The following is a 23,447-nucleotide window of genomic DNA, read 5'->3' as shown; positions in this document are numbered from 1 at the left end:
GGAAGGTTTGAGAGCGTCGCGGGATTCCGATCAAGTCCCGCAGAAGGTGCGATAGCAAGCGGTCACCTCGGCCGGCGCCGGCTCGGCGTAGCGGGCGTTCTGCGCCGTTTCCTCGAAGGGGTTGCGCAGCGCTTCCAGCATGCGGTTGAGCGGGCCGAGGTCGTCGTGGTCCGAGGCCGCGGCCAGCGCCTCCTCCACGAGGTGGTTGCGCGGGATCACGATCGGGTTGACCCGGCGCATGCGCTGCGCGCGCCGTGCGCCGGCCTCGTCCGCGCCGGCATCCTCCGTGGCACAGCGCCCGCGCCAGCGCGCGAGCCAGTCGTCGAGCTTGCGCGCCTGGCCGAAGAGCGCGCGCAGCGGTGCCTCGTTGCCTTCGGCCGCGTCGGCCAGGCGGCGCCAGGCGAGCGTGAAGTCCACGCCCAGGCCGTGCATCAGATGCAACAGATCCTCGGCCAGCACCGAGTCGGCCTCGGCATCACTCGCCTCGGCGCGCGCCAAGCCCAGCTTGGCGCGCCGGCCCTGCAGCAGCGCCGCATCGTAAAGGGCGGGAAAGTCGTCGATCACGGCCGTCGCCTGCTTCACGGCCTCGGCGGTGGCGGGGTCGGACTCGTCCGCGGCGATCAGCGGCAACAGCGTCTCGCCCAGCCGCGCCAGGTTCCAGCGCGCGATCAGCGGCTGGTTCGAGTAGGCGTAGCGGCCGTGCTGGTCGATGGAGCTGAACACCGCCGCCGGGTCGTAGGCCTCCATGAAGGCGCACGGGCCGTAGTCGATGGTTTCGCCCGAGATGGTCATGTTGTCGGTGTTCATCACGCCGTGGATGAAGCCCACGTTCATCCAGCGCGCCACCAGCGCCGCCTGCCGCTGGGCCACGCGGCGCAGCAGCGCCAGGTAGCGGTCGGGGGTGCCGGCCAGGTCCGGGTCGTGGCGCAAGAGGGCGTAGTCGGCGAGCTGGCGCAGCTTGTCCAGGTCGCCGCGCACCGCGAAGAACTGGAAGGTGCCCACGCGCAGGTGGCTCAGCGCCACGCGCGTGAGCACCGCGCCGGGCAGCACGCGCTCGCGCATCACCGGCTCGCCCGTGGCCGCCACGGCCAGCGCGCGCGTGGTCGGGATGCCCAGCGCGTGCACGCCTTCGCCCACCAGCACCTCGCGCAGCATCGGCCCGATGGCGGCCTTGCCGTCGCCGCCGCGCGAGAAGGGCGTGCGCCCCGAGCCCTTGAACGCGATGTCGCGGCGCCGTCCGTTGTGATCGATCACTTCGCCCAGCAGCAGCGCGCGCCCGTCGCCGAGCTGTGGCGAGAAGCCGCCGAACTGGTGCCCGGCATAGGCCTGCGCCAGCGGCTCAGCGCCTTCGGGCAGCTGGTTGCCGGCAAAGAGTGCGGCGCCCTCGTCGCTGTCGAGTGCGGCCGCATCCAGGTCCAGCTCCTCGGCCAGCTCGCGGTTGAGGAACAGCAGCCGCGGCGCCGTCACGGTGGCGGGCTTCCAGGGCACGTAGAAGCCCGGCAGGTCGCGGGCATAGGTGTTGTCGAAACGGAAATTGAAGGCGGTCATGGGGAAGGCTGGCGCTCAAAACGCCAGTGTGACGGTGGCCACGATTCCGGACCGGGCCAAGGTCTAGTGGCGCATCGCCCGCCGGGCTTGGCGCCAGGCAGCAGCCTCGCCCCAGGCCGCTCCCAGGGTTGCCAAGGTATCCAACACCGGGCGCGCGGCTTGCTGCTGTTGCCGTTTGCCCCAAGCCGTGCAATCAGCCGTCCCTCTTGTGTCTTCCCAGCCTTTGTCCCGGTCGGATGACCGGTTCCGCCTGCTCGTTGACAGCGTGCAGGACTACGCCATCTTCATGCTCGACCTCGACGGGCGCATCCAGACGTGGAACGCCGGCGCGCGGTGCCTGAAGGGCTACGAGGCCGACGAGATCATCGGCCGCTCCTTCGAGCTGTTCTATCCGGCCGAGGCCGTCGAGCGCGGCTGGCCGCGGGAGGAGCTGCGGCGCGCCGCGGCGCAGGGCCGCTTCGAGGACGAAGGCTGGCGCGTGCGCAAGGACGGCAGCACCTTCTGGGCCAGTGTCGTCATCACGGCGCTGCGCGACGCACGCGGGCGGCTCGTGGGCTTCGGCAAGGTCACGCGCGACCTCAGCGAGCGCAAGCGCCAGGAGGAGGCGCTGCGCCGCAGCGAGGCGCAGTTCCGGCTGTTGGTGGAGGCGGTCAAGGACTACGCCATCTTCATGCTGGACCCGGAGGGCCGCGTGCTGACCTGGAACGCGGGCGCGCGGGCCATCAAGGGCTACACGGCCGGCGAAGTGGTCGGGCAGCACTTCTCGATGTTCTTCACCGCGCAGGACGTGGCCGCGGGCGTGCCCCAGAGCGAGCTGGACGGCGCGCGCCGCACCGGCGGGCTGGAAGCCGAGGGCTGGCGCGTGCGCAAGGACGGCAGCCAGTTCTGGGCCAATGTCGTCATCACGCCGGTGCGCGACGACACCGGCGTGCTGCGCGGCTTCGCCAAGGTCACGCGCGACCTCACCGAGCAGCGCCGCATGCAGGAGCTCGAGCACTCCAGCCGCCGCATGCACGAGTTCCTGGCCATGCTCGCGCACGAGTTGCGCAACCCGCTGGCGCCCATCCGCAACGCCAGCGAGATCATGCAGCGCATGCCCGCGCTGCCCGCGCCGCTGGTGCGCGTGCGCCAGATCATCGACCGCCAGCTGGGCCACCTCACGCGGCTGATCGACGACCTGCTGGACGTGGCTCGCATCGTCAACGGCAAGATCGTGCTGCGCACCGAGCCGATCGACTACCGCGACGTCGTCGACGCCAGCCTGGACGCGGTTCGACCGGTGGTTGCCTTGCGCAACCAGCGGCTGGAGGTGGAGCTGCCGGACTCGCCGCTGAGGATGAGCGCCGATGCCACGCGCATCTCGCAGTCGCTGCAGAACCTGCTGAACAACGCTTCGCGCTACACGCCCGCGGGTGGCGGGATCCGGGTGACGGTCAGCGTGGAGGACGGCGCGTGCGTGACCACGGTGGAGGACACCGGGCAAGGCATCGCGGCCGAGGCGCTGGAGCGCATCTTCGGCCTGTTCGAGCAGGAGGGCCCGCCGCACGGGCACGGCGACGGCGGCCTGGGCATCGGGCTGTCGCTGGCCCGCAAGCTCGTGGAGCTGCATGGCGGCGCGTTGTCCGCCTTCAGCCAGGGGCCGGGGCACGGCAGCCGGTTCACGATGCGGTTGCCGCTGGAGGCGTCCGACGCCCGCCCGCCACAGTCCCAGGCGCCGCCGGAAGGCGACGCCCCGGGCGTGAGCCGGCGCGTGCTGGTGGTGGACGACAACCGCGACTCGGCCGACACCATGGTGTCGCTGCTGCAGTTGCTGGGCCACGAGGCCCAGGCGGTGTACGGGGCGCGGGACGCGGTCGAGGCGGCCCAGGACTTCCAGCCCCAGCTGGTGCTGCTCGACCTCAACATGCCCGATGGCGATGGCTATTCGGTGCTGCGGCAACTGCGCGAGGCCATGCCGGGGCCGCTGTTCGTGGCGGCCATGACCGGCTACGGCCAGGAGACGGACCGGCGCCGCACCGCGCGGGCGGGTTTCCAGGCCCACCTGACCAAGCCCGTGGGCATCGAGGAGCTGCAGCGGGTGCTGGCGAACGCCGCCGGGCGGCAGGCCCCGTCCCCGTAGCCCTCGGGTGGGCGGGCCTCAGCGCCCCTTCAACCGCCGCACCCAGAAGTCGCCCGTGAACTGCACCAGGCTCACCAGCGCCACCAGCACGACGATGACGACGGCCATCACCGTGGTGTCGAAGCGCTGGTAGCCGTAGCGGATGGCGAGGTCGCCCAGGCCGCCGGCGCCCACCGCGCCGGCCATGGCCGAGGCGCCGATCATCGACACCACCGTGATCGTGAAGCCGCCCACGATGCCCGGCAGCGCCTCGGGCAGCAGCACGTGCCACACGATGTGCCGGCGACGGCAGCCCATGGCCTGCGCCGCCTCGATCAGCCCGGCGTCCACCTCGCGCAGGCTCACCTCGGCAATGCGCGCGAAGAAGGGCGTGGCGCTGATGGACAGCGGCACCACCGCGGCCCAGATGCCGATGGTCGTGCCCGTGATCAGCCGCGTCAGCGGGATCAGCGCCACCAGCAGCACGATGAAGGGCGTGGCGCGAAAGGCGTTGACGATGGCGCCCGCCACCCGGTTGAAGCGCGGCCACGGCAGCACGCCGCCCGGCGCCGTGAGCACCAGCAGCACCGCCAGCGGGATGCCCGCCAGCAGCGCGATCAGCGCCGAGGTGCCCACCATCAGCACCGTGTCCAGCAGCGCCTCGATGAGGCGGTCAATCATGATCGGCGACATGGCCCAGCTCCCTGGCGTGATGGCACAGCCGCAGCGCTTCCAGCTCCGCGGCAAGGGGTTGTGCGTTGGCGGCGGCGATCACCAGCCGCCCGTGGCTGTGGCCCTGGATGCGGTCCACGCCGCCGTGCAGCAGCTGCACCGGTCCGCCCAGCGCGGCGGCCAGCCGCGCCAGGTCGGGCTCGATGCCGCCTTCGCCCGTGTAGACCAGCTCCAGCACGCGCCTTGAAGGCCGATCGGCCGGCGGTTGCGCCAGCAGCCGCTGCTGCAGCTCCCGCGGCAGCGACTGTTCCAGCGGACGCAGCAGTGCGCGCGTGGCGTCGTGCGCGGGCGCGCCGAACACCTTCCACACCGGCCCGGTCTCGGCGATGCGGCCCTTCTCCAGCACCAGCACCTCGTCGCAGATCTCGCGGATCACACCCATCTCGTGCGTGATCAGCACGATGGTCAGGCCCAGCTGGCGGTTGATGTCGCGCAGCAGCGCCAGGATGGACTGCGTGGTCTCCGGGTCCAGCGCCGAGGTGGCCTCGTCGCACAGCAGGATCTCCGGGTGGTGCACCAGCGCGCGCGCGATGCCCACGCGCTGCTTCTGCCCGCCCGAGAGCCGGCCGGGATACGCGTCATGCTTGCCCTGCAGGCCCACCAGCGCCAGCAGCTCGCTGACGCGCTCGCGGATGGCTTGCGGCTTGGCCCCGGCCACGCGCAGCGGCAGCGCGACGTTCTCGAACACCGTCTTGGCCGAGAGCAGATTGAAATGCTGGAAGATCATCCCGACCCGGCGGCGCAGCTGCACCAGGCCGTCCTCGTCCAGCGTGGCGAGGTCCTGCCCGTCCACCAGCACGCGCCCGCTGCTGGGCCGCTCCAGCCGGTTGATGGTGCGCAGCAGGCTGGACTTGCCCGCGCCGCTGCGGCCGATGATCCCGAAGATGCTGCCGGCGCGGATGTCCAGGCTGATGCCCTCCAGCGCCTGCACCGGGCCGGCGCAGGCGCGGTAGGTCTTGCCCACCTGCTCGAAGCGCACCGAGCCGCCTGCCGGGCGCCGCGGCGTGTCCGCCGGGGTGTCCGCGCTGGTTGAGGGCGCATCCGGAGGGCCCGGCGTCCGCGCCGGCACGAAGGAAGTCCTGGGCGCGATGGCCCACGGCGTGGCTGACATGGCGCGGCTCACTGGTGCAGCCAGGGCAGGGAGTAGAGCTTGGCCTCGCCGCCGAAGAGCTTATGCACCTCGTCGCGCACGGCCTTGGACTCCTGGAAGATCTTCACGAACTTCCTGACGCGCGGGTCGTTCACGTTGTCCTGCCGGGTCACGAAGCGGATGGCGAAGTAGACGTCCGACACGCCGGTGTAGAGCAGCCCGGCGGTGGCGACCTGCGGCTTGCCGGCGCTGACGAAGTGCGCGGGGATGCCTTGCGCCAGGTCCACGTCGTCGATGGCGCGCACGAGCTGCGGGCCTTCCACCTCGGCGAACTTGAGCTTCTTCGGGTTGGACACGATGTCGTTGACCGTGCCGCGCACGCCCACGCCGTCCTTGAGCTTGATGAGGCCGGCCTTCTCCAGCAGCGCCAGGCCGCGCCCCTGGTTCACCGGGTCGCTGGCGACGGCCACCCGGGCGCCGTCCTTGAGCTCCTCGAACTTCTTGATGCGGTAGGAGAACAGGCCGATGTTGGGCAGCACGCCGATGCCGGCCACGGCGAACTTGTAGCCGCGCTCCTTGATGGCGTTGTCCAGGAAGGCCTGGTGCTGGAAGTAGTTGATGTCCAGGTCGCCGGCCTGCAGCGCGGTGTTGGGCGTGGTCCAGTCGGTGAACTCGATCACCTTCACGTCCAGGCCCTGCTTGCGCGCCTCGCGCGCGGCGGCCTCCATGGTGTCGGCGTGCACGCCGGCCGAGGCGCCGACCTTGAGCGTCTGCGCCTGCGCGGCGCCCCAGACGAGGAAGCTGGCGAGGAAGGTGGTGAGCAGTCGGGTGGGTTTCATGGTGATGGGTGTGTTTCTTGTGGGAAGAGGGAAAGGGGCTCAGCGCAGCCGCCGGAACTGCGCCGCGGCGTGGCGTTCGGGCAGGCGGTCGCCCTCGCCGAAGAGCTTGTGGCGCAGGCTGCCCGGGGCGTAGGCGCTCTTGTGCAGGCCCCGGTTCTGCAGTTCGGGCACCACGAGGTCCACGAAGTCCTCGAAGCTCTCGGGCACCACCGTGCGGGTGAGGTTGAAGCCGTCGATGCCGGTCTCTTCCACCCAGCCCTGCAGCTCGTCGGCCACCTGCGCGGCGTCGCCCACGATGGCCGGGTAGCGGCCGCCGAGCTCGAAGTGCTCCAGCAGCTTGCGCCGCGTGCCGCCGAGCTGCTGTATCGCCTTCGCGGCGGACTGGATGGCATTGGTGGTGTCCAGCTGGATGGGGTCGTCCAGCCCGTAGCGCGCCAGGTCCACGCCCACGCTGGAGGCGAAGTGCGCCAGGCCCGCCTCGGGGTTGGCGTAGCGCACGTACTCCGCGTGCTTGTCGTGCGCCTCGGCGGCGGTGGCGCCGGGCACCACGCTCACGCCCAGCACGATCTTCACGTCCTCCGGCCGCCGCCCGGCCTGCGCCGCCGCCGCGCGCAGCGACTGCACCGTCTCGCGCACGGCCGGCTTGTGGATGCCGCCGACGAAGACGGCTTCGGCGTGCCGCGCCGCGAAGCGCTGCCCGCGCCCCGAGGTGCCGGCCTGGTACAGCACCGGCGTGCGCTGCGGCGAGGGCTCGCTCAGGTGCACGCCCTCCACGTCATAGAAGCGGCCGTGGTGCCGCACCGCGTGCACCCGCGCCGGGTCGGCGAAGACGCGGTGCTCCCGGTCGCGGCGCACCGCGCCGTCCTCCCAACTGCCTTCCAGCAGCTTGTAGAGCACTTCCAGGCACTCGTCGGCGCGGTCGTAGCGCTCGTCGTGCAGCAGCTGGTTGTCCAGCCCGATGGCGCGTGCCGCGCTGTCCAGGTAGCCGGTGACGATGTTCCAGCCGAAGCGTCCGCGCGTGAGGTGGTCCAGCGTGGAGAAGCGCCGCGCCAGCAGGTACGGATGTTCCGACAGCGCGTTGACCGTGACGCCGAAGCCCAGGTGCGTGGTGGCTGCCGCCATGGCCGACACCAGCAGCGTCGGGTCGTTGATGGGCAATTGCACCGCCTCGCGCAGCGTCAGGTCCAGGCCGCCGTTGTAGACGTCGTAGACGCCCAGGATGTCGGCAATGAACAGCCCGTCGAACAGGCCGCGCTCCAGCGTGCAGGCCAGGTCGGTCCAGTACTCGATCGTGTTGTATTCGGTGCTGCGGTCGCGCGGGTGCGTCCACAGGCCGTGGTTGATGTGCCCCACGCAGTTTTCATTGAACGCGTTGAGGACGATGTGCTTGCGGGCCATGGCGATCCGTGGGTGAGAAAAGAAAAATCGGAACTCAGTGCGCGGCGGCTTCCGCCACGCGGGTCGGCCTGGGAATTTCAGGAGCGGGCGTTGAATGGGCCGCGCTTGCCGCCGGGCGTGGCGAATACCCGGCTTCGCGCCGCCCGCGCTGTGCCTGGACGGCCGACTGCGCGAGCGTGGAAATCACCATGTCGTTCTGCGGCGGGTTGTGCAGCCCGCACAGCACGTCGCGGAAATGCCGCTCCAGCGGCAAATCGCGCGACAGGCCGTGCCCGCCGGCAATGCTCATGGCCAGTTCCACCACGCGCACCGCGTTGTTGGTCACGGTGTATTTGGTGGCCCACACCTCGTTGTGGAGCCGGTGTTTCAGCGCGTCGTGGCGCTCCCAATGCGCGGCCAGCCCGTAAAGCTGGGTCTTGGACGAGGCCAGCAGCAGCTCGATTTCACCGATCTTCTGCTGCACCTGCGGCGCCTCCAGGATGCTGCCGCCCAGGCTGGCGCTGTGCTGCCGGTTGGCGAAATCGAGGATGAAATTCCGGGCCGATGTCGCGATGCCGAGATACACCGCCGCGATCTGCAGCCCGAATACCCGGCTGCCGGTGGTGAAACTGCTGGGCTGCCCTTTCACCACGTCGCCCAGGCGCGCCTCGTGCGGTACCAGCACCTCGTCGAACTCCATATCGTCGCTGCCGGTGCTGCGCATGCCCAGGCTGTTCCAGTTGCGGATCACGCGCACCCGGTCCGAGCGAGGCACCAGGAATTCCGCCATGCGGCCTTCCTCCTCGACCCAGGCGTAAATGATCATTTGCTTGAGTGCGGGTGCTGCCGAGCAGAAAGCCTTGCGGCCGTTGATCACATAGCCCTGCGCCGTGCGGCGCGCGGTGGTGGAAGCTTGGCCGCCGCGCAGCAGGTTGCCCGCGTCGCGCTCGGTGACCAATATGTTGACCAGGTCGCCGTCCCGCACCACGCCGCGGCACAGTTTTTCGAATGCCGGCCGTGGCCAGTGCAGGTCGAAACTCAGGTAGGCAAAAGCCATCAGGTGCCAGCCCAGCGACAGCGCGGTGGAGGCGCTGCCCTGAGCCAACCGTTCCTGGAACAGCAGAAACTCGTACAGCGACAAGCCGCGGCCACCCAATTCCTTGGGAATGGTGAGTTTCAGGGCGCCGCGATCGCGCAGCAGGTCGAAATGTTCGGAAGGAAAATCGCCGGCATCGTCATAGAAACGCGCGGTCTTGGCGATTTCCGCGGCCAATTCATCGGCGTAGGCGGCAAGGGCCTCGTCCGAGGAATGGCGCAGCGTCACGTCGGCGTGGGGCATGGTGGTGTGATGCGGAGCAGATAAAGATGGCGCCGCCGCGCGCGGCGCGGCTAGGGGTGGCGCCAGGAAATCAGAACAGTCCCGACAGCGGTGGCGGCGTGCCCTTGAGGTGCCACGCGCCCACGGCGGCGGCTTTCCATTGCCGCGGGTTGTGGTTCGCTACCGTGCGGGCATTGCGCCTATGGCGGTCGAGGTTGTGCTTGCGGGCCGTGGTGGAGGCGCCGCCCACGTCGAATATCAATTCGGCGGCTTTCAGTGCCGCGGCGGCGGCCACATATTGAGCCTGTGCCACCTCGATGGCCGCGGCGGCGATGGATTCCTCCGTCAGCCCTTCGACCCAGGCCGCGTCGATCCGCTCTGCCGCGCGCAATACCACGGCTTCGGCCGCATAAGCCTGGGCCGAGATCTCGCCCACGCTGAATTCCACGTAGGGGTCGTCCACCGAGCGGCTGGCCGAGCTGTGCTTGATGGGCCGCGCATGGTGGCGCGCGAAATTCACCGCGTCCGCCAGCGCATTGCGCGCCACCCCGGCCTCTACCGCGGCCAGGAAAAGCTGGGCAAAGGGCGTCACGATGCTGCGCCGGCTCTGGCCCTCGAGTTGCAGCGGCGAGGGGATGATTTCTTCCGGCAATACCTCCACGTCCACGAGATGGGTGGTGCCGCTGGCCGTGAGGCGCTGGCCCATGGCGTCGAAATCGTCAATCAACTCCAGGCCCCTGCGGTGCACGGGCAACATGAATCTCACTTCGTGCCCGTTTTCATCCAGCGCCGCGGCGCTGATCCAGTCCGCATACAGGCTGCCGGTGCTGTAGTACTTGCTGCCGGTGGCGCGATAACGCTCGCCGTCGCGCACGATGCGCGCACTGATGGCGCCATTGGCCCCGCCGATTTCCCAGCCGGCATTGCCGAACACGTCGCCGCGCAAATAGCGCGGCAGCCAGCGCCGGCGCAGCGTTTCGTCCCCATTCGCCAGCAAGCCCTCGACAAACAGGAAACTCGGCCGCAGCGCCTGGGCGATGTTGGAATCCACGGCCGCCACGTCGATGACGAATTGCACCGTCTCGCGCACCGACGCGCCCGGGCCACCGTAAGTCCTGGGAATGCGCCAGGTCAGCAGCCGCTCGCTGCCGATGCGGCGAATCTGCTCATGCGGCAGCTGGCGCCGCAACTCCCTTTCTTCCGCCCCCTGGCGCAATTCGGGCAGCAGCGCGGTGGCGCGGTTTTTCAATTCGGGCACGCCAAGGGATGATTCCTCACGTGCACTTGCCTTGGGGTGGGCTATGGTCAGTTCGCTCATGTCGATTTGCAGCGCGGCGGGTTCGAAATTCGTCCCGGGAGCTCGATGATGGAAGCTCCTGGGTTCCCGAACCGGCCGGGCTGTTCCCCTCCTGGAAATTGGATGGGGTGATGCTAGGTAGACCAGGGGAATTCCCGAACGAACGGATTCGCATACGGGTATGAGCGGGATCAAGCGGGTTTCTTATCTGATTTTTTGCGCTGGAAATTCGTGCCGCGCATGAATTGCGGGTGGCACGGCGTTGCACGCTGGGAGCGGGCGGCACAGGGGGTGCTAGTGTTGGGGTTCTATCAATGCAACACAGGAGCGCAATCATGGGCTTGCTGGACCAGATCCTGGGCGGACTCGCCGGACAGGGGGGCTTGGGCGGACTTGGCGGACCGGGCGGGAGGAACCAAGGGGGCGGCGTGCCCATGGGGCAGGCCCCGGGCGGACGCGTCAGCACGCAGGTGCTGATGGCGCTGCTGCCCATCGTGCTGAACCTACTGGCCAACCGGCGCCGTGGAGGTTCGACGCCCGGCCTGGGTGGCGGCCTGGGCGGCGGCTTGGGTGGCCTCGGCGAGCTGCTGGGCGGGCTGGCCGGAAGAGGCGCTTCAGGCGGCGGCCTGGGCGGCCTGGGAGGTCTCGGTGGACTGGCGGGCCTGGGCGGCTTGGCTGCGCTGCTGGGCCAGTTGAGCCAGCAGGGCTATGGCCAGCAGGTGCAGTCCTGGGTTGGCACGGGAGCCAACGAGCCGCTGCCGCCGGAGGCGCTGTCGCAGGTGTTCGACCAGCAGCAGCTGGCCGAGATCGCCAGCGAGGCGGGCGTGAGCGAGGACGAGGCGCGGCTGGGCCTGTCCGAATTGCTGCCCGAGGTGGTGGACCGCTTCACGCCGCAAGGGCAGTTGCTGGGCGAGGACGATCTGAACAACAGCATCGACGACTTCGTGCGGCGGCTGGGGGGCTGAGCTGCGCGGGGCTCCTCATCCTTCTTCCTGCCGCCGCCACCTGGCCACCGGAAGGATGTCGCCGCCATCGCAACGCACCGACACTCGCGTGCCCCGGCGTCAAGCCGCCGGCGTGTGCTGGCACTGATCAAGAGGATTTCATGAGTAGATGTGGCGGTGGTCCAGGTGGCGGATGACGCGCTGCCGGCATAGCCCCCGGCCTTCGCCGGGATAGCCGGCACCGCGGCAGCCCGCGGGATGCGCCCCGGCCGCCGCTCAGCTCAGCAAATCCGCCCCTCCCGCTCCAGCAGCCACTCCGGCGCGTCCTGCAGCGCCACCGGGCGCAGGAAGCGGTCCAGTGCGGCGTAGCCCACCGAGGTGGTGAAGGGCTGCGTCGATGCCGGCCACGGGCCGCCGTGGTGCTGCGCCGCCGTCACCGCCACGCCCGTGGGCACGCCGGAGAACAGCACCCGGCCCGCCACCTGCATCGCCGCGCGCACGATGCGCTGCGCCTCCTCGCCGGCGCTCTCCGCGCCCCATACCGTCACCGTCAAGCTGCCGCCCACGGCCTTGAGCACCTGCACCGCCTCGTCGGCCGAGCGCACCTGCACCACCACCGCGGCCGGGCCGAACACCTCCTCGCGCAGCGCGTGGTTGCCGATGAAGGTCTCGGCGCTCGTCTCCACCAGCAGCGGCGTCGGGGCGATGGTCGTGGAGGCGTGGTCCACCGCCACCAGCGTTTTCACGCCCTCGTGGCTCGCCAGCCGCGCCACGCCGGCGTCGAAGGCCTTGCGCATGCCGGGCGTGAGCATCGCGTGCGGCGTCTGCGCCGCCAGCGCTTCGGCAAAGGCTTTCACGAAGCCCTGCGAGGCGGCGTCCTGCTGCACCACGATCACGCCCGGGCTGGTGCAGAACTGGCCGCAGCCCATGGCGATCGAGCCCGCCAGCGTCTTGGCCAGCTCCGCGCCCTTGTCCGCCAGCGCCGAGGGCAGGGCCACCACCGGGTTGATCGAGCCCAGCTCGCCGTAGAAGGGGATCGGCTGCGCCCGCGCGTTGCACTCGGCCTGCAGCGCCGCGCCGCCGCGGAAGGAGCCGGTGAAGGCCACGGCCTGGATCTGCGGATGCCGCACCAGCGCCACGCCCAGCTCGATCGAGCCGCCCTGCACCATCTGCAGCACGCCGGCGTCCAGCCCCTGGGCCGCGACCACGCCGCGCGCCAGCTCGAACACCTCGCGCGAGAGCTGCGGATGCGCCGGGTGCGCCTTCACCACCACCGGGCAGCCGGCGGCCAGCGCCGAGGCGGTGTCGCCGCCCAGCACGGAGAAGGCAAAGGGGAAGTTGCTGGCGGAGAACATCGCCACCGGCCCCACCGGTACGCGCACGCGCGTCAGGCGCGGACGGCCCGCGGGCGGGGCGCCGGCCACGGCCGGGTCGTCGGTGAAGGTGTAGGGCGCGCCGGCTTCCGCCTGGCTGGCGAAGCCGCGCAGCTGGAACGCGGTGCGGTCGAGCTCGCCGTTGAGGCGCACGGGGCCCAGGCCCGTCTCGCGGTCGGCCAGCTCGACCAGTGCCTCGCGCCGGCCTTCCAGCGCATCGGCCAGGCCGCGCAGCAGCGCGGCGCGGGTGGCGGCGTCCGAGGCGGCCCAGCCGTCGGCCGCCGCGGCGGCGGCGGCCACGGCCTGGTTCATCTCTTCGATGGTGGTTTCGGCCAGCGGCTCGCCGAAGGCTTCGTGGGTGCGGGCGTCGATGGATTGCAGCATGTGGGGCTCCTTGTGAATCCGTGGTCCGAAATGGCAGCGGCCCGGACAGGCCGGGCCGTGCAAGGGGGATGCCTCCAGCTTAGTCCCCGGCCGCCGGGGCGGCAGGGATGCTGTTCCGCATGCTGGGCTGCAAAGGGGATATGGCCGGCGTGCCCCGCGGGGCGCGCCGGCTGCCGGGGGCGTGCGCCGGTTTCAGCGCCACACCACCAGTGAGCTGTCGCTCAGCCAACCGGTGCCGCCGTTGACGGTGCGGGCCAGGACCTGGATGCGATAGTTGCCGGCCGGCAGCTGCACCCCGGTGGCGATGACGGTCTGCGTGGCCCAGCCGTCGTGGCCGGCCGTGCCGTTGGAGGTGCAGAACGCGTCCTGGCCGCCGGCCGTGTTGGTGGGCGGCAGCACCTTGACGGCGCCGGTGTTGACGTTGACGGCACGGATCTCGAGCGTCACCCAGCTCGTGGTGCCGGGGGCGTCATTGGAGCATTCGGCGCTGTAGCTGACGATGAAGCGGCCGCCGGCGGGCACGTTGAAGGCGGGTGTCTGGGTGGCGCCATCCGGCTTCAGCGGCATCAGCGTGCCGCCGGCGCCGAAGCCGGAGAAGTTGCCCTGGCGTGTCATGGTCACCAGGATCTCGGCCTGGGCCGGCACCGCTGCCGCCAGGGCGGCCGCGCCGATCAGGCCGGCCAGCAGCGCACGGGATGCGACGGGAAAGCGGGAGAGCTTGCTCATGAGGGTCTCCTTGGCCGGGCAGGGGAGGACAGCCACCGCGCGCCATGCCCGGCCGGGCGCGGTGCTGTGGGAGAGGCAAGGCCCGGCCCGCGCCGCGTCATGCGCGGCGGCGAGGCGGGTCAGGAGGTCGGGGAGCGGGGCGCCGCTACTGCTGGTACTGCTGCTGCCCCAGCGCGGCGTTGTGCTGGTAGAGCTGCTCGATGCCGTCGAGCTGCTCGCGCGCCTTGGCTTGCAGTGCGGTGTGGGGGATGCGCAGCACGGCCTGCAGTCCGCTGCGCAGCGCGTCGAGGTCACCCGACTGGGCCTCGATGTAGTTGTCGAAGGCCAGCAGGCGCACGCGCTCGGAGGGGTCCTGCGCCATGAGCTGCATCAGCTGCGCTTCGGGCAGCGGCTCGCCCTCGGAGCGGGCCTGCAGCAGCGCGTCGTAGCGCTGCTGCTCGCTGCCGCCGCGCAGCGCACGCGCCAGGCGCTCGGCCGGGGTGTCGTCCCGCGGGGGCTGCACCGGTGCCGCGGCGGTCGTGGCGGCGTCCTTGCCGGCGCAGCCGGCCTGCTCGGCGCGGGCGGGCTCCTCGGCCGGCTGCGGCCAGGCCAGCACCGACAGGCGCGAGGACGGCGCCTCGGCTGCCTCGGCTGCCTCGGCAGCGGCAGTGGCGGGCGCGGGCGGCGGCGCCTCCGGTGCATGCAGCATCCAGCCCACGCCGCCCGATACCAGCGCCAGTACCAGCGCGCCCAGTCCATGCACAGCGTTCATGCCATCTCCTTGCTGCGGTTGCTGCCCGCGCGCCGGGCGGCAAAGCCTGGCGCAGCGTCATTGCGCCACTGCGTTGCGGCGGCCGGCGCGGTGGTTCAAGTGAACTTGTGCCGTGTCGCGCGGCCCGCGTGGCGCGCATGAATCCAAGGTAGGCGAGCGCGAGTACCGCCGCCACCTCCATGCGATGCAGGTACTTGCTCCCTCCGGCGAGGCGGCGGCCTGGCGCCTTCGGGGCAGCGGGTTCGTCCGGCGGAGGGGGCTTCGAGCGCCTCGCCGCACCCCCCGTGGAGGGGTTAAGAAATCCTTATGTTTTGTTGAGCCAGCATTTAAGAAACGGCCCCGGCGCGCCTTCCTACAGTCCGCTCCGTCGTGAACCCGCCCGCTTCCGGGCATCCGATGTGAGAGGAGACAAACGATGTCGATCGCCACGCCCGCCGCGCGTCCCGCCGTTCCCGTGGACGCGAATCCGCACTCTTCGCCGGCCGCGGTGCCGGCGCGCCGCTGGTCGGCGCTGAGCCTGGACGAGCGCTTGCTGCGCCTGGCCGTGCTCTACGCGCTGCTGGGCATCGGCATGGGGCTGGCCATGTCGATGTCGCACGACTTCACCAACAAGGGCGTGCACGTGCACGTGAACCTGCTGGGCTGGGTCTCGATGTCGCTCATGGCGCTGGGCTACCGGCAGTTCCCGCACATGGCGCGCAGCTCGCTGGCACGGGCGCACTTCTGGCTGCACGCCCTGGGCCTGCCGGTGATGGCGGTAGGCATCTGGATGGTGCTGCACCAGATGCCCAATGCCGAGCCGGTGGTCGGCGGCGGCTCGCTGGCGGTGGCCGCGGCCTTCGCCTGTTTCGCGCTCAACGTCTGGATCAACGCCGTCAACGCCAAGGAGGTCGCATGAACGCCGTCGAACTGCTGGAGCGGATGCTGCTCATCCGCGCCTATGAGGAACGCGTGGCCGAGCTGCAGAAGCAGGGGCCCTTTCCTTCGACCTGTTCCTCGCAGGGCCAGGAGGCCAGCGCGGTGGGGCTGATGGCGGCGCTGCGCCCGCAGGACCGCATCCTCACCAACCACCGCAGCGCCGGCCACCTGCTGGCGCGCGGCGCGGACCCGGGACGCATCCTGGCCGAGGTGATGGGCAAGGCCGCGGGCTACTGCCAGGGCAAGAGCGGCTCGCTGCACATCTCGGTCAAGGAGCTGGGCGTGGTGCTGACCTCCACCATCGTGGGTGGTGAGCTGTCGATGGCGCCCGGCGTGGCGCTGGCGATGAAGATGCGCCGCGAGCCCGGCGTGGTGGCCTGCATCTTCGGCGACGGCGCGGCCTGCGAGGGCATCTTCCACGAGGCGCTGAACCTGGCCTCGGCGTGGCGGCTGCCCATCCTGTTCGTGTGCGAGAACAACCAGTGGCAGGCCTATGTGCGCCGGCAGGAGACCATGCTGACCGAGCACGTCAGCGACTGGGCCAAGGGCTACCCCATGCCCGCGCGCACGGTGGACGGCAACGACGTGGGCGCGGTGCTGGATGCGGCGCAGGCGGCCGTGGCCAGCATCGAGGCCGGCGAGGGCCCCTACCTGCTGGAGACCTGGACCTGGCGCCAGCGCGGCCACTACTCCGGCGACGACGAGGCGCACATCACCGCCGAGGAGCGCGCGCCCTGGCTGGAGCGCGACCCGATCCAGCGCCTGCGCCAGCACCTGCTGCACGAGGGCCTGCTGGACGCGGCCGGCGCCCAGGCGCTGCAGGCCCGGGCCCGCGCGCGCATCGACGCGGCCGTGGCCTTCGCGCAAGAGGCGCCGTGGCCGCAGCCCGCGCAACTGCTCACCGACGTCTACGCTTGAAGGAGAGGCCCATGAAAAGCTTGACCGCACAACAGGCGCTGCACGAGGCCCTGCGCGAGGAGATGGCACGCGACGACGCCGTGCTGCTGATGGGCGAGGGCATGGCGACGCTGCGCCCGGACCTGGTGGAAACCTTCGGCGCGGAGCGCGTGCGCAACACGCCGCTGTCGGAAGCCGCCATCGCCGGCTGCGCCGTGGGTGCGTCGGCCATGGGGCTGCGCCCGGTGATCGACCTGCTCTACGCGCCCTTCTTCACCTATGCCATGGACGCGCTGGTCAACAGCGCGGGCAAGCTGCGCTACATGTCCGGCGGGCAGTTCAGCTTCCCGCTGGTGGCGCTGGCGCAGACCGGCGCGGGCTGGGGCGTGGGCGCGCAGCACAGCCACAACCTGGAAGCGTGGTTCGTGCACAGCCCGGGGCTGAAGGTGGTGATGCCCTCCACGCCGGCGGACGTGAAGGGGCTGCTCAAGAGCGCCATCCGCGACGACAACCCGGTGGTGTTCCTGCTCGACATGACGCTGGGCTTCACGCCCGGCGAGGTGGCCGAGGAACCGGAAGCCGCGCTGGTGCCGCTGGGGCAGGCGGCCGTGCGCCGCGCGGGGCGTGACGTGACGCTGGTGTCCTATGCCAAGAGCGTGGGCACCTGCCTGCAGGCGGCCGAGGCGCTGGCGGGCGAGGGCGTGGAGGCCGAGGTGATCGACCTGCGCTCGCTCAAGCCGCTGGACCTGGATACGGTGCTGCGCTCCGTGCGCCGCACCGGCCGCCTGGTGGTGGTGCACGAGGCCGGGCCGCTGTGCGGCGTGGGTGCCGAGGTGGCCTGCGCGGTGGCGGAACGCGCCTTCGACGCGCTGAAGGCCCCCGTGCGCCGCGTCACCAGCGCCGATGTGCCCACGCCGGCGAGCTTCGCGCTGGAGCAGGTTTTCGTGCCGCAGGCGGGGCAGGTGGTGGCCGTGGTGCAGGAGCTGATGGGGACAAAGGCGCCGGCAGCGGCTTGAGGCCGGCGGCCTTATGCGGGTCCCGTGGAATTTTCAAACCCGTATTCCGTTCGCCCTGAGGTATCGAAGGGTCAGCACGAACGGGCTTTCAGTATTCGAAAACTAAGTGGGATCCGTATTACTCCACCAGCACCAGCCGCAGCGGCCGCGACACCTCCAGCGCGAAGCGGCCGCGCCCGGTCTTGCGCATGCGCACGCAGTCGCTGCGCTCGGCCAGGCGGCGCTGCAGCAGCACCAGGCGCGCCTCCAGGTTGTCGGCGACCTCGGGCAGCGCCAGTTGCGGGTCCAGCCGCAGCTCGCGGTTGCTGAACTGGTCGCGCCCCTTGTGCTGCAGCGTCTGCATCAGCCGCCACAGGATCGCGCCGGCCAGTCCCTTGATGAGGTAGTCCTCGTCCAGGAACACGCTGTGGTCGGCGCGGAAATACCGCACCTGCAGCGGCCGGACCGCGGCGGGTGCCTCGGCAACCATCCCGGCCCCGGCCACCACCTCTGGCGCGATGGGCTTCTCCGGGGCCGAGGCCGCTGCTGCGGCGGACGCCGAAACGGTGGATGGCGGTGGCACCGGCGCATCCGCGCCCGGCTCGCATACCGCCTCCGCCGCGAGGCTGCGTGCCATCCAGCCGAACTGCTGCGCCAGCACCTGCAGCAGGTCCTCGTCGTCATAGCTGAAGCGCAGGTCCAGCGGGCTTTCGACGTAGAGCACGCCGTAGAGCGCCTGGCCGGCCAGGATCGGCACCGCCATCTGGCTGCGGCATTCCGCCAGGCCGGGCATGGGGATGGCGGTTTCCAGCTGGTGGTGCAGCCCCTGCGCGGCGGCGCTCTCGCGCACGGCCTTGCCGTAGGCGTACTCGCTGGTCATGTGCGAGATGCGGATGGGCGTGCGCTCGCGCGCGGCCACGCCGATCACGCCGTGCCCCATCGGGATCTCCGAGCCCACGCCCGAGCTCGCGTAGCCGCGGCTGGCCACGGTGAAGAGGCGTTCGCCGCACTCGTCGAGCTTGAGGATCATCTGGTGCTCGATGCCGCACTCCCGCTCCAGCGCGCTGAGGGTGTTGTCCAGCAGCTCGTCGAGGTCGCGGCTGGCATCGAGCAGGGCGCAGGCGCGGCGCAGCCTCGGCAGGTGGTCCGCGAGCGCGGGCACCGGCGCCGGTGCGGGGCTGGGCAGGGCCTCGACCTGCAGTACCTCGTACACGTCCGCGCCCAGCAGCCTGAACACCTCGGCCATGCCGGTGTGCGAGGCGATGCCCGCGAGCTTGGCCTTCATGCTCTCGAACAGGGCGCCGCTGGTCTCGGTGCGCAGGTAGCGCACGCGCAACCGCCAGCCGTGGCCGCTGAAGGGGTCCACCACCTTCAGCATGGCCCAGGGGTTGGCCAGGATGTTGCGGCGCGTCTTGTTGAAGAACTGGAAGGTCAGCGCCACGTGGCGCTCGTCCACGTACTGCACCTGCGAGAGGTACGTGACGTTGGGCACGCCGTCGGGCGAGCAGGTGGCCAGCACGCTGGGCACGGCGCCTTCGAAGCAGTTGCGCAGCGGGGTGAGGCACACGGCAGCCTCTTTCATGCGGCCGACTCCTCCTTGTGCCGGCCGGCCTGCGGCCCGGGCGTCTGGTCGAACACCGCCTCGACCGTGAAGCTGAGCGCCACCATCTGCGCCGGGTCGATCGCCATGTAGGCCTCGGCGAAGGCGCGCTCGTAGCCCAGGCGCGCGATGCCGTCCACGAAGCGCGCGCAGTACTCGCGCACGTGGGCAACCTCCTCGGCCGAGGCCGCCGCGATGCCGACGTGGCGGCCCTTGACCTGGATCGACACCTCGGTTTCGGGCAAGCAGAACACCACCGCGAGCTGGTCGTGCGCCACCACGTCCTGCAGCAGCGGCAGCGCCTCGGGGCGGCGCACGTAGAGCGTCAGCCGCTGCCGGTCCGGCGCCACGCGGCAGGCGAAGCCGCGGCAGGTGCTGGGACGCTGTTGCGCGTCGCACGCGCCCAGGTCGATGGCGACCTCGCGCTCGATGAAGGCGACGGTGGCGTCGCCGAGTTGGATGGGGGGCATGGGCTTCACTCCTTCTTTATCACTGCGGCACCGCCCCATCGTCACGGTACGCGTCCTCCAATTCGTCGAGCTGCTCGCGCGCCCGCGCTTGCAGCGCCGCGTCGGGGATGCGCAGCACGGCCTGCAGCGCGGCACGCATCTCGGCCATGGTGCCGGAGCGGCCCTCGATGTAGCTGTCGAAGGCCTCCAGGCGTACCTGCTCCGACGGGTCCGAGGCCATCAGCGCCTGCAGCGTCCCTTCGGGCAGCGCCTGGCCCTCGTCACGGGCCTGCATCAGCGCCTGCAGACGGGCCTGCGCGTCCGGGTTCTTCAGGCGGCTGAGCGTCTGCGCCGTGCCGGAGGCGGGCGCCGCCGCGATGGGCACCCCGCCGGATCCGCAGCCCGCCAGCCCGCGTGCGCCTTGGCGGCACAGCTCGCCCAGCACCCAGGCCGGCGGTCGCTGGCGCACCTGGATGCTGGCGCTTCCGTCCGGATGCAGCTCCACCCGGTCGGCGTCGGCAGTGGGCGCCGCAGGGAAGGCCAGCAGCGAGGCGCGCGACGCTGGATCGGCCGGTGCCGGCGCGGCGGCCGCAGGCGGTGCCGGCTGCATCAACCCGTGCAGCATCCAGCCGGCCGTGCCCGAGAGCGCGACCAGCGCCAGCGTTCCCATTCGAGTTGCCCAGCTCATGTCCCTCGCTCCTTCCGGTACGGCCTCGACCGCCGCCGTGAAGGCTTAGCCCCGGCGCCAGGGACTGTCCAGCGCCGCCGCCGTTGCCATTGGCACAGGAGGTAACACCAGTGCGGCGGTGGCCCGGCGCCGCGCCGATGGATGCCGGGAACGGCCGCGCCGCTGCGGAGTCATCTTCCTGGCGCCGGCCCGTGCCGCGGACCGGCCGCGGCGCGCGGGCACGATGCGCGCCAAGTGCGTGCGTTGCGGGCCCTGTCCGTGCCGCGCGCCGCAACCCCTCACGCACCAGGAGAGCAATGAACCTGAGAACACTTTGGGACCGGCGTCCCGTGCCGCACGTGCTGGCGGCGCTGCTTGCGGCCGCGGCCGGGCTGTGGGTCTTCATCATGCTGAGCGACTCGATCGGCAACGGCGAACTGCACACGCTGGACCGGACGATCCTGCTGGCGCTGCGCAACCCGGCTGATCCGAGCGACCCGCTGGGGCCGCGCTGGTTCGAAGAGTTCATGCGCGACCTCACCGGCCTCGGCGGTCACGGCGTGCTGGGCCTGCTGCTGCTGGCGGTGGCGAGCTTCCTGCTGCTGGCCGGGCTGCGGCGCACGGCAGTCTCGGTGCTGGCGGCCTGCCTCAGCGGCGCGGTGCTGTCCGACCTGCTCAAGGATTTCTTCAGCCGCCCGCGGCCGGACCTGGTGCCGCATGCTGCCTACGTGCTCACGCCCAGCTTCCCCAGCGGCCACGCGCTGCTGTCGGCGCTGGTGTACCTGACGCTGGCGGCGCTGGTGACGCGGCAACTCAAGCGCCGGCGGCTGAAGCTGCACGTGATGACGGTGGCGGTGCTGCTCACGATGCTGGTGGGCATCAGCCGCGTGTACCTGGGCGTGCACTGGCCCAGCGACGTGCTGGCCGGCTGGGCCATCGGCGCGGCCTGGGCGCTGGGCTGGTGGGGCATCGCGCAGATGCTGCGGCCACGGGCCAGGGCGCGACCCGCGGAGCCGGGGGCGGCGGCCGAGGTTTGAGGGCGTGGCTCCAGCCCCACCCGCATGAGTCTGGACGGCCGAAGAAGACTGAGCGCCGGCGCATGCCTGGGGCCCTTCTGGGCGCCGCTCCACCCAGTCGTTGCCACCGCGCCACAAGCTGGCGTTGTTACGGACTGAAACCTGCGCGCTTCACGATCATCCTGGGCTCGTTGCCGGCGAAACCGGCCGCTCGCGCGGCCTGCGGCCGGCGGCCTCCATTTCCGTTCCGCAGGAGACAACGCATGACAAGCATTCCCGCCGCAACGCAGGCCCGTGTTTTCAGTCTCCGGCCCCGGCTGCGCACGCTGCCCGCGGCGCTGCTGGGCCTGCTGGGCTGCTCGCTGGCGCAGGCCGCGGGTTTTCAGTTGCTGGAACAAAACGCCAGTGGCCTCGGCAACGCCTACGCCGGCTCCGCCGCCATCGCCGACAACGCCAGCACCGTCTTCTTCAACCCCGCGGGCATGACCGAGCTGCGCGAGCGCGAGCTCTCGCTGGGTGGGACGCTGGTGGACCTGAGCGCCAAGTTCCGCGACAACGGCTCCAGCGCCGGGGCCTTGACCGGGGCGGGCAATGGCGGCGATGCGGGCGCGCGTGCCCTCGTGCCCAACGCCTACCTCAGCTGGAAGCTGGGCGAGCGGCTGTGGGGCGGCCTGGGCATCAGCGCGCCCTTCGGGCTCAGGACCGAGTACGACAGCCCCTGGGTCGGCGGCGCACACGCGATTCACTTCGACGTCAAGACCATCAACATCAACCCGTCGCTGGCCTTCAAGGTCAACGAGACGCTGTCGCTGGGTGCCGGTCTCAACTACCAGAAGCTGCGCGCCGACTACCTGCGCCTCATCAGCATCGGGCCGCTGACGCTGCCGCCGCCCGTGGTGCCAGTGACAACGACCGTGCCGCTGCAGCAATCCACGGTGCTCTTCAAGGGCGACGACTGGTCCTGGGGCTGGAACGTGGGCGCGCTGTACAAGCCCACGCCCGACACCCGGCTGGGCATTGCCTACCGCTCCGCCATCAAGCACACGGTCAGCGGCAGCCTGACCACGGGCGCGCCTACCGGCGCCGAGGGCATCGTGGCCGCCATCGGCAACAGCGGCGCGTACACGCGCATCAAGCTGCCCGAGACGCTGATCATCTCCGCGGCGCAGCGCGTGAACCCGCAGTGGGAAGTACTGGGCGACGTGTCCTGGACCGGCTGGAACAGCATCCAGGATGTGAACCTCGTGCGCAGCAATGCCGTGGCCGCGCCCGTCACGCCTTCGGGCCAGGCCGGTGGCACGGCGCAGACGCTGGAGGCCAAGTTCCGCAACTCCTGGCGCGTCGCCCTGGGCGCCAACTTCCGCTGGAACGACGCCTGGACCTTCAGAGGCGGCCTGGCCTACGACCGCACCCCGGTGCGCGGACCCGCCACCACGCTGGTGTCGCTGCCCGACGCCAACCGCACCTGGCTCACGCTGGGCGCGCAGTGGCGCCCCACCAACGACGACCGCGTGGACTTCGGCCTGGCGCGCATCCTGATCAGGGATGCCGACATCGACAACGACCAGGGCACCAGCGCTCTGTCCCCAATCCAGCCCCCGCGCGGCCGCGTCACGGGCAGCTACGAAAGCGATCTCTGGCTCCTCGGCGTGCAGTACTCGCGCGCCTTCTGAGGTGAAACCCCCGGTTGATCCGGGGGGTGGTGGCTTCCTAAAATAGAACGAACGTTCGTTTTCAGTGAGCCTTCATGACGCCAACGCCCAGGACGCCCGATGACGCCGCCACGCGCCCTTCCGCCAAGGGCCGGGTGACGCGGGCGGCGATCCTGGACGTGGCGCTGAGGCAGGCGCTGCACTGCGGGCTGGAGGGCCTGTCCATCGGGCTGGTGGCCGAGCACGCGCACATGAGCAAGTCGGGCGTGTTCGCCCACTTCGGCTCGCGCGAGGAACTGCAGATCGCCGTCATCCGCGAGTACCACCGTCGCTTCTCGGCCGAGGTGTTCGCGCCCGCGCTGCGCCAGCCGCGCGGGCTGCCGCGGCTGCGCGCGCTGTTCGAGAACTGGCTGCGGCGCGTGACGGAGGAGCTGGCGGCAGGCTGCATCTACATCAGCGGCGCGGTGGAGTTCGACGACCGTCCCGGCGCGGTGCGCGACGCGCTGGTGGCGATGGTGGACGACTGGCACGCGGCGCTGGAGCGCGCCATCGGCCTGGCGGTGAGCGAGGGCCACCTGCGCGCCGACGCCGACCCGGCGCAACTGCGCTTCGAGATCCACGGGTTGATCCTGGCCGTGCACCACGACGTGCGGCTGCTGCGCCGCGGCGACGCGCCTCAGCGCGCGCGCAACGGTTTCGACCGCATCGTCGAGCGCTGGTCCACCGCGGCCCCGGCCGAGCCTGTCGCCGCTCGCGGCTGAACGAAGTTACCCATA

General features: G+C 70.9%; 21 protein-coding genes. 8 read left to right on the top strand and 13 right to left on the bottom strand.

Annotation, left to right across the window (positions count from 1 at the left end; all coding sequences use genetic code 11):
- Nucleotides 1–30 precede the first annotated feature (30 nt).
- Nucleotides 31–1,548 carry a YdiU family protein gene (locus Q0741_RS22600; RefSeq protein ID WP_298235448.1) on the bottom strand — a complete coding sequence of 506 codons (1,518 nt, stop codon included), beginning with the start codon at nt 1,546–1,548 and terminating at the stop codon, nt 31–33.
- 187 nt (nt 1,549–1,735) lie between these two features.
- On the opposite strand from Q0741_RS22600, the gene Q0741_RS22595 reads away from it, so the two are divergent.
- Nucleotides 1,736–3,667: a PAS domain S-box protein gene (locus Q0741_RS22595; protein WP_367184165.1), complete on the top strand. Its 1,932-nt coding sequence runs from the start codon at nt 1,736–1,738 to the stop codon at nt 3,665–3,667.
- 18 nt (nt 3,668–3,685) lie between these two features.
- Here Q0741_RS22595 and Q0741_RS22590 read toward each other — a convergent pair whose 3' ends face one another.
- The 6 genes from Q0741_RS22590 to Q0741_RS22565 all read right to left on the bottom strand — a co-directional run bounded on the left by Q0741_RS22590 (nt 3,686) and on the right by Q0741_RS22565 (nt 10,494).
- Nucleotides 3,686–4,339, bottom strand: coding sequence for a methionine ABC transporter permease (locus Q0741_RS22590; protein WP_298235446.1), 654 nt, complete (start codon nt 4,337–4,339; stop codon nt 3,686–3,688).
- Nucleotides 4,320–5,489, bottom strand: coding sequence for a methionine ABC transporter ATP-binding protein (locus Q0741_RS22585; protein WP_298235445.1), 1,170 nt, complete (start codon nt 5,487–5,489; stop codon nt 4,320–4,322). Before Q0741_RS22585 ends, Q0741_RS22590 begins: the two co-directional genes overlap by 20 nt.
- Nucleotides 5,490–5,497: 8 nt before the next feature.
- Nucleotides 5,498–6,307, bottom strand: a complete 810-nt coding sequence (locus tag Q0741_RS22580; RefSeq protein ID WP_298235444.1) for a MetQ/NlpA family ABC transporter substrate-binding protein — start codon at nt 6,305–6,307, stop codon at nt 5,498–5,500.
- 39 nt (nt 6,308–6,346) lie between these two features.
- Complete coding sequence (locus tag Q0741_RS22575) at nt 6,347–7,705, bottom strand: LLM class flavin-dependent oxidoreductase (RefSeq protein WP_298235443.1); 1,359 nt, start codon at nt 7,703–7,705, stop codon at nt 6,347–6,349.
- A gap of 34 nt (nt 7,706–7,739) precedes the next feature.
- A complete protein-coding gene (locus Q0741_RS22570) occupies nt 7,740–9,023 on the bottom strand; it encodes an acyl-CoA dehydrogenase family protein (RefSeq protein WP_298235442.1) in 1,284 nt (427 codons plus the stop codon).
- Between the two features lie 70 nt (nt 9,024–9,093).
- Entirely contained in the window at nt 9,094–10,494 is a 1,401-nt protein-coding gene (locus tag Q0741_RS22565) for an acyl-CoA dehydrogenase family protein (RefSeq protein ID WP_298235441.1), read from the bottom strand.
- Nucleotides 10,495–10,634: 140 nt separating this feature from the next.
- Between Q0741_RS22565 and Q0741_RS22560 the strand changes: the two genes are divergently transcribed.
- Complete coding sequence (locus tag Q0741_RS22560) at nt 10,635–11,264, top strand: YidB family protein (protein ID WP_298235440.1); 630 nt, start codon at nt 10,635–10,637, stop codon at nt 11,262–11,264.
- Nucleotides 11,265–11,524: 260 nt separating this feature from the next.
- On the opposite strand, the gene Q0741_RS22555 is transcribed toward Q0741_RS22560, so the two are convergent.
- From Q0741_RS22555 to Q0741_RS22545, 3 genes are all read right to left on the bottom strand, one after another.
- A complete protein-coding gene (locus Q0741_RS22555; protein WP_298235439.1) occupies nt 11,525–13,000 on the bottom strand; it encodes an aldehyde dehydrogenase (NADP(+)) in 1,476 nt (491 codons plus the stop codon).
- 192 nt (nt 13,001–13,192) lie between these two features.
- Nucleotides 13,193–13,726, bottom strand: a complete 534-nt coding sequence (locus tag Q0741_RS22550; RefSeq protein WP_298235438.1) for a hypothetical protein — start codon at nt 13,724–13,726, stop codon at nt 13,193–13,195.
- A gap of 145 nt (nt 13,727–13,871) precedes the next feature.
- On the bottom strand, nt 13,872–14,477 hold the full coding sequence (locus Q0741_RS22545) for a hypothetical protein (RefSeq protein ID WP_298235437.1): 606 nt from the start codon (nt 14,475–14,477) through the stop codon (nt 13,872–13,874).
- A gap of 415 nt (nt 14,478–14,892) precedes the next feature.
- Between Q0741_RS22545 and Q0741_RS22540 the strand changes: the two genes are divergently transcribed.
- From Q0741_RS22540 to Q0741_RS22530, 3 genes are read left to right on the top strand one after another with little or no spacing between them, the layout of a single operon-like run.
- Nucleotides 14,893–15,375: a hypothetical protein gene (locus Q0741_RS22540; RefSeq protein WP_298235436.1), complete on the top strand. Its 483-nt coding sequence runs from the start codon at nt 14,893–14,895 to the stop codon at nt 15,373–15,375.
- Complete coding sequence (locus Q0741_RS22535; RefSeq protein WP_298235435.1) at nt 15,372–16,313, top strand: thiamine pyrophosphate-dependent dehydrogenase E1 component subunit alpha; 942 nt, start codon at nt 15,372–15,374, stop codon at nt 16,311–16,313. The genes Q0741_RS22540 and Q0741_RS22535 overlap by 4 nt, the downstream gene beginning before the upstream one ends.
- A gap of 11 nt (nt 16,314–16,324) precedes the next feature.
- Nucleotides 16,325–17,308: an alpha-ketoacid dehydrogenase subunit beta gene (locus Q0741_RS22530; protein ID WP_298235434.1), complete on the top strand. Its 984-nt coding sequence runs from the start codon at nt 16,325–16,327 to the stop codon at nt 17,306–17,308.
- A gap of 118 nt (nt 17,309–17,426) precedes the next feature.
- On the opposite strand, the gene Q0741_RS22525 is transcribed toward Q0741_RS22530, so the two are convergent.
- Genes Q0741_RS22525 through Q0741_RS22515 form a run of 3 tightly spaced genes read right to left on the bottom strand, consistent with a single transcriptional unit; the run spans nt 17,427 to nt 20,024 of the window.
- Complete coding sequence (locus Q0741_RS22525) at nt 17,427–18,869, bottom strand: GAF domain-containing protein (RefSeq protein WP_298235433.1); 1,443 nt, start codon at nt 18,867–18,869, stop codon at nt 17,427–17,429.
- Entirely contained in the window at nt 18,866–19,357 is a 492-nt protein-coding gene (locus Q0741_RS22520) for a hypothetical protein (RefSeq protein WP_298235432.1), read from the bottom strand. The genes Q0741_RS22525 and Q0741_RS22520 overlap by 4 nt, the downstream gene beginning before the upstream one ends.
- 19 nt (nt 19,358–19,376) lie before the next feature.
- Nucleotides 19,377–20,024: a hypothetical protein gene (locus tag Q0741_RS22515; RefSeq protein ID WP_298235431.1), complete on the bottom strand. Its 648-nt coding sequence runs from the start codon at nt 20,022–20,024 to the stop codon at nt 19,377–19,379.
- A 296-nt stretch (nt 20,025–20,320) separates the two neighbouring features.
- Here Q0741_RS22515 and Q0741_RS22510 point away from each other — a divergent pair, with 296 nt between their 5' ends.
- The 3 genes from Q0741_RS22510 to Q0741_RS22500 all read left to right on the top strand — a co-directional run bounded on the left by Q0741_RS22510 (nt 20,321) and on the right by Q0741_RS22500 (nt 23,432).
- Nucleotides 20,321–21,040: a phosphatase PAP2 family protein gene (locus tag Q0741_RS22510; RefSeq protein WP_298235430.1), complete on the top strand. Its 720-nt coding sequence runs from the start codon at nt 20,321–20,323 to the stop codon at nt 21,038–21,040.
- Nucleotides 21,041–21,282: 242 nt separating this feature from the next.
- Nucleotides 21,283–22,692, top strand: coding sequence for an OmpP1/FadL family transporter (locus Q0741_RS22505; RefSeq protein ID WP_298235429.1), 1,410 nt, complete (start codon nt 21,283–21,285; stop codon nt 22,690–22,692).
- A gap of 74 nt (nt 22,693–22,766) precedes the next feature.
- Nucleotides 22,767–23,432: a TetR/AcrR family transcriptional regulator gene (locus Q0741_RS22500; RefSeq protein ID WP_298235428.1), complete on the top strand. Its 666-nt coding sequence runs from the start codon at nt 22,767–22,769 to the stop codon at nt 23,430–23,432.
- Nucleotides 23,433–23,447 lie beyond the last annotated feature (15 nt).

It is taken from the genome of uncultured Azohydromonas sp. (assembly GCF_937926365.1).
In the GTDB taxonomy this organism is placed as follows: domain Bacteria; phylum Pseudomonadota; class Gammaproteobacteria; order Burkholderiales; family Burkholderiaceae_C; genus Azohydromonas.
Note: the sequence above shows the minus strand (reverse complement) of the source record. Positions and strands in the feature narration are given on the sequence as shown.

Bases quoted from the DNA above. Each gene is read 5' to 3' on its own strand.
- Q0741_RS22580 (WP_298235444.1), bottom strand. From the start codon at position 6,307: ATGAAACCCACCCGACTGCTCACCACCTTCCTCGCCAGCTTCCTCGTC.
- Q0741_RS22510 (WP_298235430.1), top strand. From the start codon at position 20,321: ATGAACCTGAGAACACTTTGGGACCGGCGTCCCGTGCCGCACGTGCTG.
- Q0741_RS22575 (WP_298235443.1), bottom strand. From the start codon at position 7,705: ATGGCCCGCAAGCACATCGTCCTCAACGCGTTCAATGAAAACTGCGTG.
- Q0741_RS22555 (WP_298235439.1), bottom strand. From the start codon at position 13,000: ATGCTGCAATCCATCGACGCCCGCACCCACGAAGCCTTCGGCGAGCCG.
- Q0741_RS22590 (WP_298235446.1), bottom strand. From the start codon at position 4,339: ATGTCGCCGATCATGATTGACCGCCTCATCGAGGCGCTGCTGGACACG.
- Q0741_RS22535 (WP_298235435.1), top strand. From the start codon at position 15,372: ATGAACGCCGTCGAACTGCTGGAGCGGATGCTGCTCATCCGCGCCTAT.
- Q0741_RS22560 (WP_298235440.1), top strand. From the start codon at position 10,635: ATGGGCTTGCTGGACCAGATCCTGGGCGGACTCGCCGGACAGGGGGGC.
- Q0741_RS22550 (WP_298235438.1), bottom strand. From the start codon at position 13,726: ATGAGCAAGCTCTCCCGCTTTCCCGTCGCATCCCGTGCGCTGCTGGCC.
- Q0741_RS22500 (WP_298235428.1), top strand. From the start codon at position 22,767: ATGACGCCAACGCCCAGGACGCCCGATGACGCCGCCACGCGCCCTTCC.
- Q0741_RS22520 (WP_298235432.1), bottom strand. From the start codon at position 19,357: ATGCCCCCCATCCAACTCGGCGACGCCACCGTCGCCTTCATCGAGCGC.
- Q0741_RS22525 (WP_298235433.1), bottom strand. From the start codon at position 18,869: ATGAAAGAGGCTGCCGTGTGCCTCACCCCGCTGCGCAACTGCTTCGAA.
- Q0741_RS22600 (WP_298235448.1), bottom strand. From the start codon at position 1,548: ATGACCGCCTTCAATTTCCGTTTCGACAACACCTATGCCCGCGACCTG.
- Q0741_RS22505 (WP_298235429.1), top strand. From the start codon at position 21,283: ATGACAAGCATTCCCGCCGCAACGCAGGCCCGTGTTTTCAGTCTCCGG.
- Q0741_RS22515 (WP_298235431.1), bottom strand. From the start codon at position 20,024: ATGAGCTGGGCAACTCGAATGGGAACGCTGGCGCTGGTCGCGCTCTCG.
- Q0741_RS22530 (WP_298235434.1), top strand. From the start codon at position 16,325: ATGAAAAGCTTGACCGCACAACAGGCGCTGCACGAGGCCCTGCGCGAG.
- Q0741_RS22570 (WP_298235442.1), bottom strand. From the start codon at position 9,023: ATGCCCCACGCCGACGTGACGCTGCGCCATTCCTCGGACGAGGCCCTT.
- Q0741_RS22540 (WP_298235436.1), top strand. From the start codon at position 14,893: ATGTCGATCGCCACGCCCGCCGCGCGTCCCGCCGTTCCCGTGGACGCG.
- Q0741_RS22545 (WP_298235437.1), bottom strand. From the start codon at position 14,477: ATGAACGCTGTGCATGGACTGGGCGCGCTGGTACTGGCGCTGGTATCG.
- Q0741_RS22585 (WP_298235445.1), bottom strand. From the start codon at position 5,489: ATGTCAGCCACGCCGTGGGCCATCGCGCCCAGGACTTCCTTCGTGCCG.